Genomic DNA, 15,198 nt, shown 5'->3' on the forward strand with positions numbered 1-15,198 from the left:
TTAATTTACCGGATCACATATAACCTCTAAATCATCTACTACCAGTTTACTGCCTACCGCGCCCTGATATTCGTTACCGTCTTTGCTGGATGACAATACAATGGTAAGGCGATAATCATTTTTGGTAAAATCTAAACTTTCGGTATATTTGAATGGTATGGAGAATTTAGTAAATCCGTTTATAGCAGGGGTTTCTACCATATCTTTGGCTTTTAATGCCCATCTGGCTGTGCAGACAACACGATCGGAGGTTATTATTGTTTCCCCGTCGAGATATTCTTCGTTGGCAGCAGCCCCTTTGGTAACTTTAAATAATGTAGCGTACATGGACAGTGAGTCTGTCCTGTGCGGTATCACTTCTCCATTGGTACCGGTAAACACCTCGCCAGGAGTATATTTATAGTATCCGTTAAACATGATCGGCCTTCCGTTCTCTATAGGGTGGGCTTGTCCTAATTTAAGTGATAACAAAGGATTCGACATGTTTGCCGAGAATGCTCCCCTGAAAAGATTACCTGCAAAGATCGGATAATCTTTGCCGAAAATAGTAGTTCCTTTTATCGTTTGCAATACTGTGCCGTATTGGCCATTGACACAGTCTGTTGTTTTATCAGTAGGATACTGGTCGATAATAAGAGCGCCTGTTCCCACCAGAATAGCCAGGCCGGAGTTGGCGTTACTCCAAAGTAAATCACTTAATACCGGATAAGGAGCTTTTTCTGTGCCCATTGTAGTCCAGTCCTCAAATGTATGTTTCAGGCTGATCTTGGACGACACGGTTACCGTGTATTCTTTATAATACCTGCCGTCTTCGGAGGTTACGGTATATTTAACCTGCTTGTCGTTTGAGAAATCCTGCGCGACACCCGATGCAGGCTGTATAGTCGCTCCCGGACTAACTTCGATGACAGGTACGATGCGGCTATAATCGGCTTTTTCCGATACGATCAGTTGTACGGTATGTTCGGATATGGCACGTGTAATATACGTATCGTCATCTACACTCATATCTATAATATCAGCTTCCATGTTAAGGGCTTCGTCTTTAATACAAGATGTGGCTCCCAATATTATAATGATATATAACAGGAAAGGATTAAGTCTCATAAAGCAATAATTAAATTATACGCGGTCAAAGGTACATAATGATTTTAAGGCTGAAGTTTCCCGATTATCTAATTAACAGATTTTAATATAATGGGAGGCTTCAGTAAGCAGGATATCATCTCAACTGAAGATGAATAGACAAAGTTTTGATAGACAATGTGAGTGAAACTTAATAATAAATCTCTGATGGATCGCTAATAAGCTCTACATACAAATTATCATTGTCGTTTGAGAATTTTATTTTATTTTCTCTCGACAACCAACCCAAAGCAAGTAGTATAAACGAATCCTTGTAGTTCGTTAACTCTTCGATTTCCTTTATCGATAACCTGCCTTTTTCTGATAAGTATCTCCATATTGCACCCGCATTGATTCCAATATCCTTTTTTAGCATAATGTGTTGGTTTTTAGTTGGGATAAAATTGTACTACGCTTCTTCTCTGTTGTACAATGTAGCGAATAGTCCTCCGAGTATCGCGCCCAGCCCGCAATTTACCCACCATTCGGCCGAGAGCGGGTACGTGCCCCAATAACAGGTAACATAATACCAATAGGTATATCCTGCTATAATGCCCAGCAGGATACCTATCAGCACTATTTTGTTATTATATATAAAAATGAAGATGTCCTTCATCTTTCATCTGATTAACGGCTCCATGAATAATAACCTGCATGAACTGCTTCGCCAACCATCATAGGCACTTCTTCCTTTATGTTTGGATACACAGCTTCCCTGATAGCTCTGGCAAACAGATTGTTTATTTTATGGCCGGGGCAGTTGGCGATAACTTTACCCTTGATAAAATGCCCTACTAATGCCAGGTCTCCGATTATGTCCAACAGTTTATGCCTTGCCGGTTCGTTAGGGTAGAGTAGGGGCTTGTTCATAATATACCCCAGTTTGGATGAATCTTTCCTTTTAGTACCCATCATATCAGCCAGCTGATCGAATTTTTGCTGTTCTATCGGCTTGTCATATATTACGATAGCATTGTCCAAATCGCCGCCTTTTACAAGGTTGCTATTAAGCAGAGGCTCTATCTCTTTTACAAATACGAATGTTCTGGCAGAAGCGAAATCTTTTGTAAATTCAGAGATGTCATTCATTGTCGCATCCTGCCTTCTTAAGAATGTAGAGTTGAACGCTATCTGTGATTGTATGCTGAATGATTCGTCCGGTACAAGCAGCATTGAAGACCCTGTTGTCTTATCTACTACTTTGATCTTCTTCCGTTTGATCGAAATATATTCCCTGATGGCACTTTGTTGCTGGGTGCCTACTTCTTTTATTTTGCTGACAAATAGGATAGAGCTGCCATCCAGAATGGGGAACTCGGGTCCGTCTACGTCGATTAAGCAATTGTCTATTTCGCAAGCATACAGTGCTGCCATGGCATGTTCCACTGTGCTCACCTGCACGCCGTTTGCCGAGAGGACAGTACCTCTTTGCGTTCCTGTCACATTTTCAGCTAAAGCGTCAATGATTGGCTGTCCCGGTACATCTACACGTCTGATTTTATACCCATGATTTTCAGGGGCAGGATTAAATGTTAAATGAATTTTTAACCCTGTGTGCAGTCCTTTACCTTCCAGGGAAAAGCAGCTTTTTAAAGTACGTTGATTAACCATAATGATCTTTGTTTTATTTATATTTCAGGGTATTTTCACAAGGCACGAACCTGTGGAATATCCTCCGCCGAAGACTGATAAACATATCAGATTTCCGGATGTGTATTTATCTATGTTCTGCGCAAAAACCAGAAGAGCGCTAGCTGAGCCTGTGTTACCTAATTCTTCGATATTAGATAATAGGATTTCTTCTTTCATGTCCAGCTGTTTGATCACATTTTTAAGAATTCTCATATTGGCCTGATGCCCAATGAAGAAAGTAAGGTCGTCCAGTGAGTATCCGTTTAGCTCTACTATATCCTTTGTATTCTGTACAATGTATGTGCAAGCCTGCATAAAGACATCTTTTCCATGAGGCATTTTCAATCCGCCATTTTTAGGATCGAGGTAAACACCTTTGGGCCCCTGGCCTATGTGTCCGAGGCCTTGTGTCGTAATATCCAGTATTTCCGGGTCTTTTTTAGAATAGGACTTATCCGAAAAGAAATATGCGGTCGCTCCATCGCCCCATAGGTGCCCTGACATACAATCTGTATCGTCAGAATAGGTTGAATTCCGGTCAGCACATATTAGTAATGCTTTTTCTGCAATTTGCGTTGTAAGGAATGAATATATAATCTCCATCGCATTAATAGCCGATGAGCAGGCGGATGATATAAGAAAGACTTTTGCATTTTCGATGTTATACTCACGTTGGATCTGATGTCCTGTTGTGGCAATTGTATCCGAAGGGGTATATGATGCAAAAATTATCAGATCTACATCTTCTATATTATAGGGTAGCTTAGGCAATGCATTCATTACAGCCTGGCTGCTCATATAATCCAAAGTCTCTTTTTCGGAAGCTCTGGACCGGGTCTTGATACCTGTCCGTTGAGCGATCCAATCATTGGTAAGACCGCTTGTTTGGGAAAAGTAATCGTTGGTAATCCTTTTTTCCGGAATATAATATCCTATTGAATTTATATACATACTAGTGTCTATTATTTAGCCTGTTTTACTTCATTATTCTATTATAGATAATCTCTAGGTTTGTAGTCGGAACGACTCCCATTATGCGGTCTATCTCTTTATTACCCTTGAATACGAGTATGCTTGGTACTCCCGATACATTATATTTTGTATACAATTCAGGGTTCTTGTTGATTTCCGATCTGTAAAACTTAATATCCTGATTCGAAATCCTGCTTATATTATCCATCATCTTGTTGCATATATCTGAATTTTCATTGTAGAATATGACAGATACGATATTTGAAGAATCTTTATCCAATACGGACAGGTCGTTCAATTCTTCAAAATGTATGTCTTCATCCATATTGTAGGATGTGCCTTGTATTGTCATAGGGCCTACTATGTTGATTACAAAGAGAAATAGGCCTAATAACAGGCAGAAATGCCATGTCTTAAAACGAAATTCTTTTAGTTTGAACATATTAAAAGAAATTATAGAAGTTCGGTTTGATACATATACCTACTCTTATGTTCATCGCATACCTATTATAATCGAGGAGGCTTTCTCCATATCCCTGATAGAAACGTGCAAACAAGTATTGATTGGAGCGTTCGGACATCCTGAATGAGGCTGTCAAAGTAGTGTTTACATTTCCCCATCCCTTTCGTGGGTTAATATCCGCTGACAACCACCACTTATGTTTATTGCTCGTATAATTTATGGAGACAAAGCCTAAGCCTCTGTAATCCAATAAGTCTTTATTGTTTCCTCCATCTACATAAGGAATCCATACTTCTCCGGAAACATTGAATCGCGCATTGAAATAGTATTTCATCGACAAGCTCAGATAATTCCAGCTCCGCGAGTCATCTCCATCACGCCCGTTCGATTCATGTTTTATCTGGGCAAATGCGGCACCTACTACGCGATCTTTATATAATATATATTTACCTAATCCTATACCCGGATTGTAATTTGTATCTTTAAACGGGCTGGACTCCGCATATATATCCCAAAATGATTTTTGAGTGTAGGTCAGATACAAAAATGTCTTGAATGGCAGGATACTCTTTGTTAGCCGTTGCCGTATGCTTATCTGGAAAGATGCGTCGGCTGTATTTTTGTCTATTTTCTTATTCAGCGGAACTCCTGTTACAAAGTAAGTATCGCGGTATACAGCAAATGCAGGCATCCTGTCTGCTATCTTTATAGCGTCTTTTTCTGTTATTGCCAAATGCTTTGGACGAAATATATGCGGATCTTGCATAGCGCTGTCATATATCTGACGGATACTATCGTTTTCCAGATACATTAAATCGGTGTCATTCTGGGCAAATAATGCAGTAGTGGATAATGTGGTAAATAATATGAATAAATAGTTTCTCAACATGATTTTTTATGTTATTACCCGAAAATAAATTGGTTGATAAATTTATCACCTTCCAATTCTTCCTTGTTTTTAGTTTTGATCCCTATTTTATTTAATATATTTTTTAGATCCGTATTGAAAGATTCTGCATATACAATGCTTACTTTCTTTAGAGCCATCAGTAGCGAAAAATAGTTATTCTCCGTATTTTCCAGTTTCAGGCTTTCAACGCCTTTAACTTTTTCATTTTCCAGTTCAAAAAGGTTGACAGTAGTGTTATGTTGAATGTTCTTACTTAAATTCCCTTTTTGTGTTAATATTGCAATTATTTCTGCCATATAGTCTTGTTTTTTATATTTCACCCCTAAATACAGTGAACAATCATTCACATTTTTTGTTTAAAAAAAGATCATGTTTTTATCAGATTATATAAATAATCCATCACTTGCTTTCTACGCTCCATATCTTTTATTATATCTATGATAAAATTTGCTTCTTCGCAATGTTTATCGGATGATTCTTTTAGATTGGTGTTGTTGAATATAATAGCCATGATATCGACGTCAACATCGCTTTTTACTTCACCAGCTTCGATGCTGTTCTTTATTGCATTTCGCCAATTATCAAGTAATCGTCCATTGATGATTTTGAAACGATGAATAAAGTTAGGGTAATGTTTTGCGGCCTGTATCATAAGTGCGGTATAATTAAGAAAGAAGGTATGGGTAACACCTGCTCTCGTAAATGCGTTAATAATAAACTTCTGGCGTCTGTACATTATTTCGATATATTCAGCAAGTGTTCTGTCGTCTCTTATATTCTGAAGGATCTTATCAAATAGCCTAAAGAAATAATCATCGATAACGGCATTAAATAATTCCTCTTTATTTTTGAAATAGCGATACAGAGCCCCCCGCGACATGTTTAATTCTTCCTGTAATACAGATATTGAAGCGCTGTCGTATCCTTTATTCATAAATACGTCGAATGCCCGTCTCAATATGTATTCTCTACTGTACTTCATATTATTTGTAAATGGATTTGTTAAATGTGAACAATCGTTCACTATGCAAAGATGAGTATTTTATTAAAATCAGCAATAGATTTTATGTTAAAAAATCTATTGAAAAATAAGTAATATATGGAGATAGAAAGATGCTGCCTTTAAATTCAAATTTTATCAAATTAATATTGTCTGATTTTGAGCTCATTATAAAAAGAGCAAATAAAAGTTGTCGGAATTGTTTGCAAAAACAAAAAAAAGACATACATTTGCATCGCTTTTGAAGAAAAGTATTGTACTGGAGAGATGGCAGAGTGGTCGATTGCGGCGGTCTTGAAAACCGTTGAACTGCGAGGTTCCGGGGGTTCGAATCCCTCTCTCTCCGCTGAAAGCCTAAGACAAAAGGCGACAAACAGCAGACAAGTCCTACAAATCAATGATTTGTGGGACTTTTTGCATTTAAGAGTGTCTGGGTGTAAAGCCATAAAAAAGCCAATTTTGGACATAGTTGCGTAACCAATTCGTAACCTACTCTCCAAAATTAGAAATAGGTTACGAATTGTCCGAAATTGGCAGTGTGTTGTCCATTATTGGCAGTCTGTATTTATCTCATTATTTGATTGTTAAAACTAATTTTGAAATTAAATTTTGAGTTATGCAAAAGAGTACATTCAACATCCTTTTCTATGTTAAAAGGAATGCAGTAAAAGCAAATGGCAAAATGCCGATTATGGGACGGATTACCGTCAATGGAGAAGCTGTTCAGTTTGGAGCAAAAACAGAAGTCAATCCCAAAATCTGGGATACGAAATCAGGAAAAGCTGTCGGCAAAACACAAGAAGTAATAGAACTCAACGGTATCCTTGAAAGTATCAAGGCTACTATGACAAAGATCTACCGTGAATTACAGGAACGGGAAACTACCGTAAGCCCTGAACGTATTAAAAACATCTTCTTTGGAGTAGAAATTAAACAACAGATGCTTTTAGACTTATTTAAAAAGCATAATGACGATGTTGAAAGATTGGTGGGCATAAGCAAATCAAAGGCTACTTATCAGAAATATGAGGTAACACGTAAACATCTAACCAACTTTATTAAGGAGAAATACAATCGCTCGGATGTGGGATTAAAAGAAATTGACTACCTCTTTATTACAGATTTTGAAGTCTATTTACAAACTACCTGTGGCTGCAGTTCAAATACAACAGCCAAGTTCATGCAGTTTTTCAAGCGCATCGTCATTATCGCAAAAAACAATGACTGGATTAAAGCTGATCCATTTGTCAATTACAAAATTCGTATTAAGAAAGTAGATAGAGGCTATCTGACACAAGAGGAAGTCGAATCTATAATGGAAAAAAGGTTTTCTACAAAACGATTGGAACACGTGCGTGATATTTTTGTGTTTTCTTGTTTTTGCGGATTAGCATATATAGATGTAAAGAAATTGCGCAAAGAAAACATTCGAACCTCATTCGACGGTAATCTGTGGATTATTGGTAAAAGAGAAAAAACAGATGTAACGTTTTCAATCCCCTTACTTGATATTCCCAAAAGAATATTAGAAAAATATGAAGGCACTTTGCCGGATAACCGAATACTCCCTGTACCAAGTAATCAAAAGATGAACGCTTACCTGAAGGAAATCGGCACATTATGTGGGATTGATAAGGAAATTTCATTCCATCTTGCACGCCATACATTTGCTACTCTGACACTTAGTAAGGGCGTTTCTATCGAAAGTGTTAGTAAAATGTTAGGGCATACTAATATAAGAACAACTCAAATTTATGCGAGAATAACTGATTCAAAAATAAGCCACGATATGAATGCTTTTGCCGGAAAAGTTAAAAGCATGGAGGATAAATTAGTAGTTAATCAATAAATAATAATATCATGGAACTACAAATCATTCAAAATAAGATATACGATATCAGAGGTGTGCGTGTCATGTTGGATTATGACCTCGCAAAATTGTATGAAGTTGAAACAAGAGCCTTAAAACAGGCAGTCAAACGAAATATAGACAGGTTTCCGGCTCCTGACTTCATGTTTGAATTGACACGGGAAGAAAGCGACGAAGTAATCAAATTAGGGGTGTCACAAAATGTGATACCCCCCGGATACAACGTCGGCTCTTCCTTTATAATGGCGTTCCCGGAACTCGGAGTGGCTATGCTTTCATCCGTATTGAAAAGTAAGAAAGCTATTCAGGTAAATATATCTATTATGCGGGCTTTTGTTGCTTTACGCCAATATGCACTCGGTTATGCAGAATTAAATCGTAAATTGGACGAATTTATGATAGAAACAAATATGCAGTTCAGCGATATTTATCAGGCTCTTACCGAACTGGCATCACAAAAAGAACAGGAAAATATGCCCCGTAAGCGTATAGGCTTTAATGTTAAATATGATGAAGAATAGCAAAATATGGAACGAGGATATATCAAAATTAAAGAAAACGATGAAAATCAACTAATTGTTGAAGCAAAACTCGTAAATTGCACCCTGTGGCTAACGAAACATGAGGTTGCCGATTTGTTTAATGTGTTCGTCAATACGATTGGTAACAACCTTCGGAGCATATTCAAATCAGGCTTACTTCGTGAAGAAGATGTTACCCGAATACATAAATTCGAGAATAATGGGCGCTCATGTGAAACGGTACTGTATAATCTTGAAGCATTGATATTTGTCAGCTACCGTGTAGCATCTTTTGAAGCAAAAGCATTTCGGGAATGGGTAATGAAAGCATTAACCGAATATACCCGAAATGATAATAAAAAATCAACTGAAGTTCTGATAGTATATAACCTGCATTCAAAACTTCCGGCTATTTCAATGAATTAATAAACTCTTAATACATTCAGATATGAAACACGTATTTTATTTACTTATCGCTGTTTTTATGGTTTCCTGCGGTTCAAACTCATCAACGAGTAATTATGAAAAAACCATTACTGATAACCTGTTAAAAGGTAGTGATACAAAAGAAAATCTCAACTTCAAAATTGTTGAATTGAACGAAACTGGAAATGTTACGGTTGCTGATAGTGTTGCTTATCTTACCGATGAGTTCAGAAAGGAAAAACAATCTGTTATTAGTCGTATTGAACTTGCAAGAAAAATGAGCGAAGATTTATTGGCTCAAACTAAAAAACAAAGCGATATTGACAAGTATAATGCTGATATCGCCGTAATGAACACCCGTATAGATTCGCTTAAAAACCTTGTTCCTGATAACTTGCAAGGATATGACAGCAGAAACGCAAATGATGTACTTGCAGTCATTGTCAGGTGCAAGTATTCTGTTCAACTGTCGGGAACTCCGAAAGAAGAAACATTCAATTTCTATCTATCCCCTGACGGTAGTAAATGCTACGGTAAAAAAGGAATATAATAATTACCAATAATACGAATGAGCCTGTGTCAAAATGATACAGGCTTTTTTTATGTTTATAGCTTTCCTTTCTGTGGGGAAAGTGCAGCGTTTTATGATGATAAACGCAAAGTATATCAAACTCAATTTTCTTTTTTCTACACTTCCCTCGGTATAATTCCTTCCTCATTTAGCTACTAAGCCACGGAAAGCGGCTCGGAGTAATCGAGTATCAGTTGCGAAAGTATTTCCGTGTTCTTAACGCCACAGCAAGTTCAAGCCGCAAGGGTTTTACGAAAAATCTTCCTCTTTCCCTCATTCTTCAGGCGAGCGTATTTATTCGTAAAAAACTGGCAGTGGCTAAACACTACTTTCTAATTGCACCTGAAACTCGATCACACCTCACCGGCTCCGATACGGCATAAAAAAAAAGTCAGAAATTATGAGAAGTATAGAAAAAAATAGGAAACAACGACCGACAGCCTACCTTCCAATTAGCATAAAATTGGTTGTAAAAATCGTTTTGGCGGTTTTGGGCTTCTGTGTGTGGGGAACAGGGTTTATTTGGACTTTAGTGGGCTTGTATCTCTTTCTTCCTGTTATTCGGGGTATCCTCTCCTTCTTCGTGGGTTTGGGTGCTATAATCCTCTTTATTCTCGCAATGCTGACCTTTTTATAATCCCTTAAAATTTAGAGTTATGAGCAAAGTATTTTTATTAGGAGCAAACAAGGAGATAGACAGAGCCAAACAAGTGGTAGAAGTCAATCAGGTTATCCGAATGGAGGGTTACAGCTATGACAGATATGTAGTGTATGAAATCCGTAAAAACGATTGGGGCATTGCTTACAAGTTGATTAACCTGCGGACAAAGGATTTTCATACAGCCGACATTATCAGACCATTGAATGAAAAATTCGGTATTGGTTATTACTATGACAGCGAGAACCCTGAATTTATAGACAGTTTTGAAGTTGCAATGCTTCTTCAGCAAGCACAGAAACAGAAGAAAGCAGAAGAAGACGAAGCCGAACAGGAAAAAACCAGAGTAGAGCAGGTTAAGGAAATCGGGCGTAAACGCTTTGCCGAGATATTCCCCGAAGATGCTTTAGGCGTTATCGTGGCACGATTGAAGCAAGACGACAGCGACCGAATGACCGACTACTATGCACACAGCACACAAAGGACGGTTATTATAGGCTTTTCCAAACACAAAAGGGACATCTTTTCCGAAATGCGCAAACACGCATCCAACTTTGATGAAACCGCCTATTTAGCCGAACCTAACGAGGACTACGAACACCGTGAAAAATACAGTATGGGCGACGGCTACTATTTAGGCGAAAGCAAATACTGCGGTTGGATAATCGAAAAAGTGCCTGTATATGACCGTAAACGCACGATTGAAGATTTTGCATACACAGCAGGGAATGACGATAACATACATATCAGCAAATCCGACACAATGCCACCCAGTAAGCCGACAGAAGAAAGCAAAGGCGGTTGCACATTGGTAGAGTATTCAGCCAAAGCGGTAGCGGTATTCGGAGAAACGAGAGCCATAAAAGACGAACTCAAAGCAATGGGCGGACGCTTCAACAGCTGATTGACATTCAACGGCAAGAAGTTAGCAGGTTGGATTTTTCCGAAATCACAGGAACAACGGTTAGCGTATTATTTCGGATTGGATTAATAAGTAGTAACACGGGGCAGTAACCCTGCCCCACAAAAGAATGGTCATGAAATACAAAGATTTATCAGCATACGAAAAATTACAAAAGATACAGGATATCAATTTTTGCAGGGTAGAACGCCACAATGTAGCCGTATATCTGAACGCACTAAGACATAACGACAGGGCTATAATTGAGGAATACGAGAGTTTTGGAGATACCCCACGCCAGTTATTAATGAATAAACGGGAGTATGAAAAACATTTGCTATTCGGCTTTACCAAAAAGGGATTTAACGAATATGGTTGGTTGGAAAGACCTGATTTTTTGGAACGTGAAGAAATACAATTCCCCCATCGGGACGGTTGGGCGGTAAGCAACCATATTACACTGGGTAAAGGCTTAAACGGAAAATGGACATACGGAATGAGTTATTCTTACAGCACTGGCGGAGCAGGTTATGGCTTAGGCGTATGGGGTAAGATATTCGACAATCGAAAAGATTGCCTTACCGCAGCCCTCAATGAAATGATGAAAGGACTTGACAAAGACAGCAGTAAGACCGACAAATACGCTATATCCGTTTTGAAACAAGCGAAAAGCCTGTTTGATGAAATCACAGGACGCAAAGCAGTACAATTAACATTATCATTCTTTTAATCAACAATAGATATGAAAACAACAGAAGTAAACGATAGTATTATAGGCAAGCGTTGTAAGAGCATTTTTACAGGCTTAATGGTAACAGGCATTATCGAAGAAATCAAGATAACCGAATACACAGCAGAGGTAAAGGTGCGTTTCGATAAACCACATAGGTGGGGAAATCATACCTACAAAAGCGATTGGAGTTCCGCACGCCTACACGACGAGTTCGGCTCACTACATCATCTTGAAATCATTGACGACAAATACCAAACTATCGTGGTGGAGTTCAACAAAGAGATAGCCGAGATTGACCGAATGTTTGCACAGGATTACAGTACTTGGGGAGCAGTAAACCTCAAAGAGTGGATAGACAACTACGAAAGCAGTCGTTTCACTCAATTTTCAAGGGATTCGGCAATCATTACCTCCGAATATAATATGGAGAACCTAATCAAGTGGCTAAAAGAACAGGATTATATTAAAGAATATCAATATATTACAAAATGACAATGAAAACAAATTCAATCAATCATAACGGCTGTTCTGTATGTGAACAAGGTAAAGAGAACTATACAACGTTTCGTCCTGCCCACCGTCCGAAACAAACATTTTATCAATACGATTACAGGCATACAGACGGGAAATTATTTTCAACCGTAGCACCAACTCTGGAGGAATGCCGTACCCGTCGGGATGAATGGCTAACCAAGAAAAACGATAACATTAACATCTAACATCATGGCACAGGAAAGAATGGACGATTGGATGCAGTATGCGAAAGACCTTGCAAAAGCGGAACGGGAACTGGGTATTGAACATTGGGTATATATCACTTTTGAAATTCGCCACGAGGACAGAAGCCGGGAAGTTTTACACAAAATAGACATTCCCCGTGATATGTTAGATCGTTGGCGGTGGCTTATCGAATGGCGTAAGGCAAAATTAGTGTGCAAATATCCGAGAAAAAGAGTTCAGATATATCATTGTTTTTACGACAAGCGAACAGGTTTACAGACGGGCTTTGACTTTTTGTTGGGTAAAGTTGCATCCGCAAAAGCACAGATAACAAAAGTAGAAAGAGCCATTGCCCAGTATATCGACTACAAAAAGCACAATGATCTGTTTTTCAATGCAGATACGGATGAACAGTTATTGAAGGCTTACAACAAATTGGAACAGAAGAAAGACAACTATCAAAAAATGTATGTGATGTTACAGGAAGAAGTAAAAAAACATAAGGAGAACAACGATAGATACAAACTATTTATCGGCTTCAACAAATTAGGCGAGTTCGGTACAATCAGCGAAGCCAAGAAACACGCCAACGATAGCGGATTATCGGGCGTTTTTAACCTGATTGGCGACAAGTATCAAGACAGTTGGTATGTTTCCCCGATACAAGTACAAACATCTAAATAACAAAGGATATGACAACGATAAAGGATATTGACGGAAACAGAATTGAAGTAACAGATCTGAAGGCAGCCATACAGCAATGTATTGAATGTTCCGACAGTCCTTACAAAATGGCTTCGGGGCATACGGTTGGCGAAAACCATCGGTTTATGCTGAAACAGCTTGAGAAGTTACAAAAAGAGGGACAAGAAAAATGATAAGCGGGCGATTTTCGCCCGTTACTATTCTTATGAGCAAAAAAATGGGCGGGAGAAAAAGTAACAAAAAGCCGATTAACAAACAATCCGAAACGTTTAATTAGCTTCGGATTGCTTTTGTAATAGAAATTAGAACTATCAAAAACTATCTAATTTGTATATTTATTGCCTTCTTGAACCGGAACGGATTGGCAACATAATAGTAACAGTTGGTAGCTCCACCCGTAGTAACCACGATAGAACCATAGCCGAAGATACGCCCTGCAATACCTTGTACCACCTGAATACCCTCACATTTAACCAGTACCAGTTCAACAGTCCGACGACTTATTACTCCCGTTTTTATAATCACTCGTTTGTTGGTTACGGCATAGATTGAGCCTACTTTCACTAACACACGCTGTACAAGGGAAACCAATCCCAAGAACAGAAGTGTAATCCCTAAATAATGTGTTATTTTTACATCATCAAAATAACACATAAACCCGATAGTCAATAATATGGCAGGTTGCAGGAATAAGAATATATGTATCCGTGCCCTGTACATTATGTCCTCTCCGGGTTGTAAATATGTATTAAGAAATTTCATGCTATTTTTTCGTTTAAATTTTGTGTGTTCCATATTTCAATCAGACAACAGCACCATTCAGACGGATTCAAGAAACGTTTCCCTTTCCTGATTTCATAATGTAAATGGCTGCCTGTTGCTATTCCCGTATTACCCACACAAGCAATCTGTGTAGTAATACTAACCGAATCCCCTATATTTACCATTATCTTACTCAAATGAGCATAGAATGAATGAAAATTACCTGCGTGTTCAATCTCAATGTAATTCCCATATCCCGAACAATAGCCCTTACGAACTACTCTCCCGTTGCCACTGGCATACACGGGAGTACCCTTTGGTTTGGCTATATCAATTCCTGTATGAAATTTTCGCCTTTTATAAATAGGATGATAACGCATACCAAAGCCCGATGAAATTCGTAACGGCTTTTTAATCGGAAAAACTACGGGATAGTCGGATAATTCTTCGATAGTCATTTGCATTGAATCGGCTATTCGTTGAAACTCTTTTGCAGAATAAGCCTGTTCCGTACATTTTTCTATTTCCGATTTTCTGTTTGGTTGTCCCCATGCAGTTAAATGAAGCAACGCAATGAAGAATGTTATTATATATTTCATAATCAATCTGTAAATACAGTAAGTACCCGAATTGCTCCGGGTACTTTACTTATTCAACTTCTTTTCCCCACAGCTCTATATCTGTCGGAGCATTATTCAACGTATGGGCTATCCATAGCCAGCAAAGGGCGTTGAACACGATATAACCGCATAAAATCATTGCCTGATATTTTTTGTGAAACCATATTTTCTTCTACATCATCGTCTTCATCCCCCCTGTCATTTTGCCAACTGAATGTTTTCTGCACGACCTGACCGAATGAATCTTCTATATATATGTCGATAACCTGCTGATCCGTGCTGTGTGATGTGTAGTAAAGTCGGAATGTCGTTTTATCCAACGGGTACAGGTCATTCGGTAGAAATACCGTTCCGTCATCCATCCGCAGCTCGCCTTTCCCATCACTTTGGAAATACCTGATAAAGAACCGAGCCTGTTCATAGTCGCCTTCCTTTACCAGTTGGCATCGAATTTCCGCACTTTCGCCCTGAACGATTTTTTTCTGGACGGGCATAGTAACAAGATCAAATGAATAAACCTGCTGAACATCCAAATCGTCACTACAGGCACAGACTATTGCCGATAGCAATAGCGTGTATAAAAAATATGCTAAGAACTTTTTCATTTTG

General features: G+C 38.4%; 20 protein-coding genes, 1 tRNA gene and 3 pseudogenes. 12 read left to right on the plus strand and 12 right to left on the minus strand.

The genetic code is table 11. The features are described from left to right. The 9 genes and pseudogenes from D0T84_RS00175 to D0T84_RS00215 form a co-directional block, all read right to left on the minus strand. Nucleotides 1–1,107 carry a PCMD domain-containing protein gene (locus tag D0T84_RS00175; protein WP_163304682.1) on the minus strand — a complete coding sequence of 369 codons (1,107 nt, stop codon included), beginning with the start codon at nt 1,105–1,107 and terminating at the stop codon, nt 1–3. A gap of 169 nt (nt 1,108–1,276) precedes the next feature. Then, a complete protein-coding gene (locus tag D0T84_RS00180) occupies nt 1,277–1,501 on the minus strand; it encodes a winged helix-turn-helix domain-containing protein (RefSeq protein ID WP_163304684.1) in 225 nt (74 codons plus the stop codon). A 33-nt stretch (nt 1,502–1,534) separates the two neighbouring features. Beyond that, complete coding sequence (locus tag D0T84_RS00185; protein WP_163304686.1) at nt 1,535–1,741, minus strand: hypothetical protein; 207 nt, start codon at nt 1,739–1,741, stop codon at nt 1,535–1,537. A gap of 89 nt (nt 1,742–1,830) precedes the next feature. After that, nucleotides 1,831–2,736 (minus strand): annotated as a pseudogene (locus D0T84_RS00190) (UDP-3-O-acyl-N-acetylglucosamine deacetylase); the annotation flags it as partial. A 24-nt stretch (nt 2,737–2,760) separates the two neighbouring features. Next, nucleotides 2,761–3,708, minus strand: coding sequence for a 3-oxoacyl-ACP synthase III family protein (locus tag D0T84_RS00195; protein ID WP_163304690.1), 948 nt, complete (start codon nt 3,706–3,708; stop codon nt 2,761–2,763). 25 nt (nt 3,709–3,733) lie between these two features. Next, on the minus strand, nt 3,734–4,171 hold the full coding sequence (locus D0T84_RS00200) for a co-chaperone YbbN (RefSeq protein WP_163304691.1): 438 nt from the start codon (nt 4,169–4,171) through the stop codon (nt 3,734–3,736). A gap of 1 nt (nt 4,172) precedes the next feature. Next, nucleotides 4,173–5,081, minus strand: a complete 909-nt coding sequence (locus D0T84_RS00205; RefSeq protein ID WP_163304693.1) for a phospholipase A — start codon at nt 5,079–5,081, stop codon at nt 4,173–4,175. A gap of 14 nt (nt 5,082–5,095) precedes the next feature. Then, nucleotides 5,096–5,398 (minus strand): hypothetical protein, encoded by a 303-nt coding sequence (locus D0T84_RS00210; protein WP_163304695.1) that lies wholly within the window; start codon nt 5,396–5,398, stop codon nt 5,096–5,098. Between the two features lie 71 nt (nt 5,399–5,469). Then, nucleotides 5,470–6,084: a TetR/AcrR family transcriptional regulator gene (locus tag D0T84_RS00215; protein ID WP_163304697.1), complete on the minus strand. Its 615-nt coding sequence runs from the start codon at nt 6,082–6,084 to the stop codon at nt 5,470–5,472. A gap of 279 nt (nt 6,085–6,363) precedes the next feature. On the opposite strand from D0T84_RS00215, the gene D0T84_RS00220 reads away from it, so the two are divergent. From D0T84_RS00220 to D0T84_RS00275, 12 genes and pseudogenes are all read left to right on the plus strand, one after another. After that, nucleotides 6,364–6,448: transfer RNA gene (locus D0T84_RS00220), tRNA-Ser, on the plus strand. A 270-nt stretch (nt 6,449–6,718) separates the two neighbouring features. After that, the gene (locus tag D0T84_RS00225) at nt 6,719–7,951 is read left to right on the plus strand and encodes a site-specific integrase (protein WP_163304699.1); all 1,233 of its coding nucleotides are present in this window, start codon (nt 6,719–6,721) and stop codon (nt 7,949–7,951) included. Nucleotides 7,952–7,962: 11 nt separating this feature from the next. Next, nucleotides 7,963–8,493 carry an ORF6N domain-containing protein gene (locus D0T84_RS00230; protein ID WP_163304701.1) on the plus strand — a complete coding sequence of 177 codons (531 nt, stop codon included), beginning with the start codon at nt 7,963–7,965 and terminating at the stop codon, nt 8,491–8,493. Between the two features lie 6 nt (nt 8,494–8,499). Beyond that, entirely contained in the window at nt 8,500–8,919 is a 420-nt protein-coding gene (locus D0T84_RS00235) for a virulence RhuM family protein (protein ID WP_163304703.1), read from the plus strand. Between the two features lie 22 nt (nt 8,920–8,941). Beyond that, on the plus strand, nt 8,942–9,469 hold the full coding sequence (locus tag D0T84_RS00240) for a hypothetical protein (protein WP_163304705.1): 528 nt from the start codon (nt 8,942–8,944) through the stop codon (nt 9,467–9,469). A gap of 421 nt (nt 9,470–9,890) precedes the next feature. Then, on the plus strand, nt 9,891–10,127 hold the full coding sequence (locus D0T84_RS00245) for a hypothetical protein (protein WP_185155664.1): 237 nt from the start codon (nt 9,891–9,893) through the stop codon (nt 10,125–10,127). A 19-nt stretch (nt 10,128–10,146) separates the two neighbouring features. After that, nucleotides 10,147–11,139: pseudogene (locus D0T84_RS00250) on the plus strand (fusion protein). Nucleotides 11,140–11,185: 46 nt separating this feature from the next. Beyond that, entirely contained in the window at nt 11,186–11,779 is a 594-nt protein-coding gene (locus D0T84_RS00255; protein ID WP_163304707.1) for a hypothetical protein, read from the plus strand. A 12-nt stretch (nt 11,780–11,791) separates the two neighbouring features. Continuing rightward, complete coding sequence (locus D0T84_RS00260; protein ID WP_163304709.1) at nt 11,792–12,274, plus strand: hypothetical protein; 483 nt, start codon at nt 11,792–11,794, stop codon at nt 12,272–12,274. 2 nt (nt 12,275–12,276) lie between these two features. Further along, on the plus strand, nt 12,277–12,501 hold the full coding sequence (locus tag D0T84_RS00265; protein WP_163304717.1) for a DUF3873 family protein: 225 nt from the start codon (nt 12,277–12,279) through the stop codon (nt 12,499–12,501). 4 nt (nt 12,502–12,505) lie between these two features. Further along, on the plus strand, nt 12,506–13,186 hold the full coding sequence (locus tag D0T84_RS00270; protein ID WP_163304719.1) for a hypothetical protein: 681 nt from the start codon (nt 12,506–12,508) through the stop codon (nt 13,184–13,186). Between the two features lie 8 nt (nt 13,187–13,194). Continuing rightward, nucleotides 13,195–13,380, plus strand: a complete 186-nt coding sequence (locus D0T84_RS00275) for an NADH-quinone oxidoreductase subunit F (protein WP_163304721.1) — start codon at nt 13,195–13,197, stop codon at nt 13,378–13,380. 145 nt (nt 13,381–13,525) lie between these two features. Here D0T84_RS00275 and D0T84_RS00280 read toward each other — a convergent pair whose 3' ends face one another. From D0T84_RS00280 to D0T84_RS00290, 3 genes and pseudogenes are all read right to left on the minus strand, one after another. Further along, nucleotides 13,526–13,969, minus strand: a complete 444-nt coding sequence (locus D0T84_RS00280; RefSeq protein ID WP_163304723.1) for a PH domain-containing protein — start codon at nt 13,967–13,969, stop codon at nt 13,526–13,528. Next, nucleotides 13,966–14,568, minus strand: a complete 603-nt coding sequence (locus D0T84_RS00285) for a M23 family metallopeptidase (protein WP_163304725.1) — start codon at nt 14,566–14,568, stop codon at nt 13,966–13,968. The genes D0T84_RS00280 and D0T84_RS00285 overlap by 4 nt, the downstream gene beginning before the upstream one ends. Before the next feature lie 197 nt (nt 14,569–14,765). Continuing rightward, nucleotides 14,766–15,194, minus strand: a pseudogene (locus tag D0T84_RS00290) (DUF3872 domain-containing protein); the annotation flags it as partial. Nucleotides 15,195–15,198: the final 4 nt, after the last annotated feature.

This window comes from Dysgonomonas sp. 521, assembly GCF_010501055.1.
Classification (GTDB): Bacteria; Bacteroidota; Bacteroidia; order Bacteroidales; family Dysgonomonadaceae; genus Dysgonomonas.

Excerpts from the sequence above, each read along its gene's own strand:
- D0T84_RS00175 (WP_163304682.1), bottom strand. The coding sequence starts at position 1,107 with ATGAGACTTAATCCTTTCCTGTTATATATCATTATAATATTGGGAGCC.
- D0T84_RS00180 (WP_163304684.1), bottom strand. The coding sequence starts at position 1,501 with ATGCTAAAAAAGGATATTGGAATCAATGCGGGTGCAATATGGAGATAC.
- D0T84_RS00185 (WP_163304686.1), bottom strand. The coding sequence starts at position 1,741 with ATGAAGGACATCTTCATTTTTATATATAATAACAAAATAGTGCTGATA.
- D0T84_RS00195 (WP_163304690.1), bottom strand. The coding sequence starts at position 3,708 with ATGTATATAAATTCAATAGGATATTATATTCCGGAAAAAAGGATTACC.
- D0T84_RS00200 (WP_163304691.1), bottom strand. The coding sequence starts at position 4,171 with ATGTTCAAACTAAAAGAATTTCGTTTTAAGACATGGCATTTCTGCCTG.
- D0T84_RS00205 (WP_163304693.1), bottom strand. The coding sequence starts at position 5,081 with ATGTTGAGAAACTATTTATTCATATTATTTACCACATTATCCACTACT.
- D0T84_RS00210 (WP_163304695.1), bottom strand. The coding sequence starts at position 5,398 with ATGGCAGAAATAATTGCAATATTAACACAAAAAGGGAATTTAAGTAAG.
- D0T84_RS00215 (WP_163304697.1), bottom strand. The coding sequence starts at position 6,084 with ATGAAGTACAGTAGAGAATACATATTGAGACGGGCATTCGACGTATTT.
- D0T84_RS00225 (WP_163304699.1), top strand. The coding sequence starts at position 6,719 with ATGCAAAAGAGTACATTCAACATCCTTTTCTATGTTAAAAGGAATGCA.
- D0T84_RS00230 (WP_163304701.1), top strand. The coding sequence starts at position 7,963 with ATGGAACTACAAATCATTCAAAATAAGATATACGATATCAGAGGTGTG.
- D0T84_RS00235 (WP_163304703.1), top strand. The coding sequence starts at position 8,500 with ATGGAACGAGGATATATCAAAATTAAAGAAAACGATGAAAATCAACTA.
- D0T84_RS00240 (WP_163304705.1), top strand. The coding sequence starts at position 8,942 with ATGAAACACGTATTTTATTTACTTATCGCTGTTTTTATGGTTTCCTGC.
- D0T84_RS00245 (WP_185155664.1), top strand. The coding sequence starts at position 9,891 with ATGAGAAGTATAGAAAAAAATAGGAAACAACGACCGACAGCCTACCTT.
- D0T84_RS00255 (WP_163304707.1), top strand. The coding sequence starts at position 11,186 with ATGAAATACAAAGATTTATCAGCATACGAAAAATTACAAAAGATACAG.
- D0T84_RS00260 (WP_163304709.1), top strand. The coding sequence starts at position 11,792 with ATGAAAACAACAGAAGTAAACGATAGTATTATAGGCAAGCGTTGTAAG.
- D0T84_RS00265 (WP_163304717.1), top strand. The coding sequence starts at position 12,277 with ATGAAAACAAATTCAATCAATCATAACGGCTGTTCTGTATGTGAACAA.
- D0T84_RS00270 (WP_163304719.1), top strand. The coding sequence starts at position 12,506 with ATGGCACAGGAAAGAATGGACGATTGGATGCAGTATGCGAAAGACCTT.
- D0T84_RS00275 (WP_163304721.1), top strand. The coding sequence starts at position 13,195 with ATGACAACGATAAAGGATATTGACGGAAACAGAATTGAAGTAACAGAT.
- D0T84_RS00280 (WP_163304723.1), bottom strand. The coding sequence starts at position 13,969 with ATGAAATTTCTTAATACATATTTACAACCCGGAGAGGACATAATGTAC.
- D0T84_RS00285 (WP_163304725.1), bottom strand. The coding sequence starts at position 14,568 with ATGAAATATATAATAACATTCTTCATTGCGTTGCTTCATTTAACTGCA.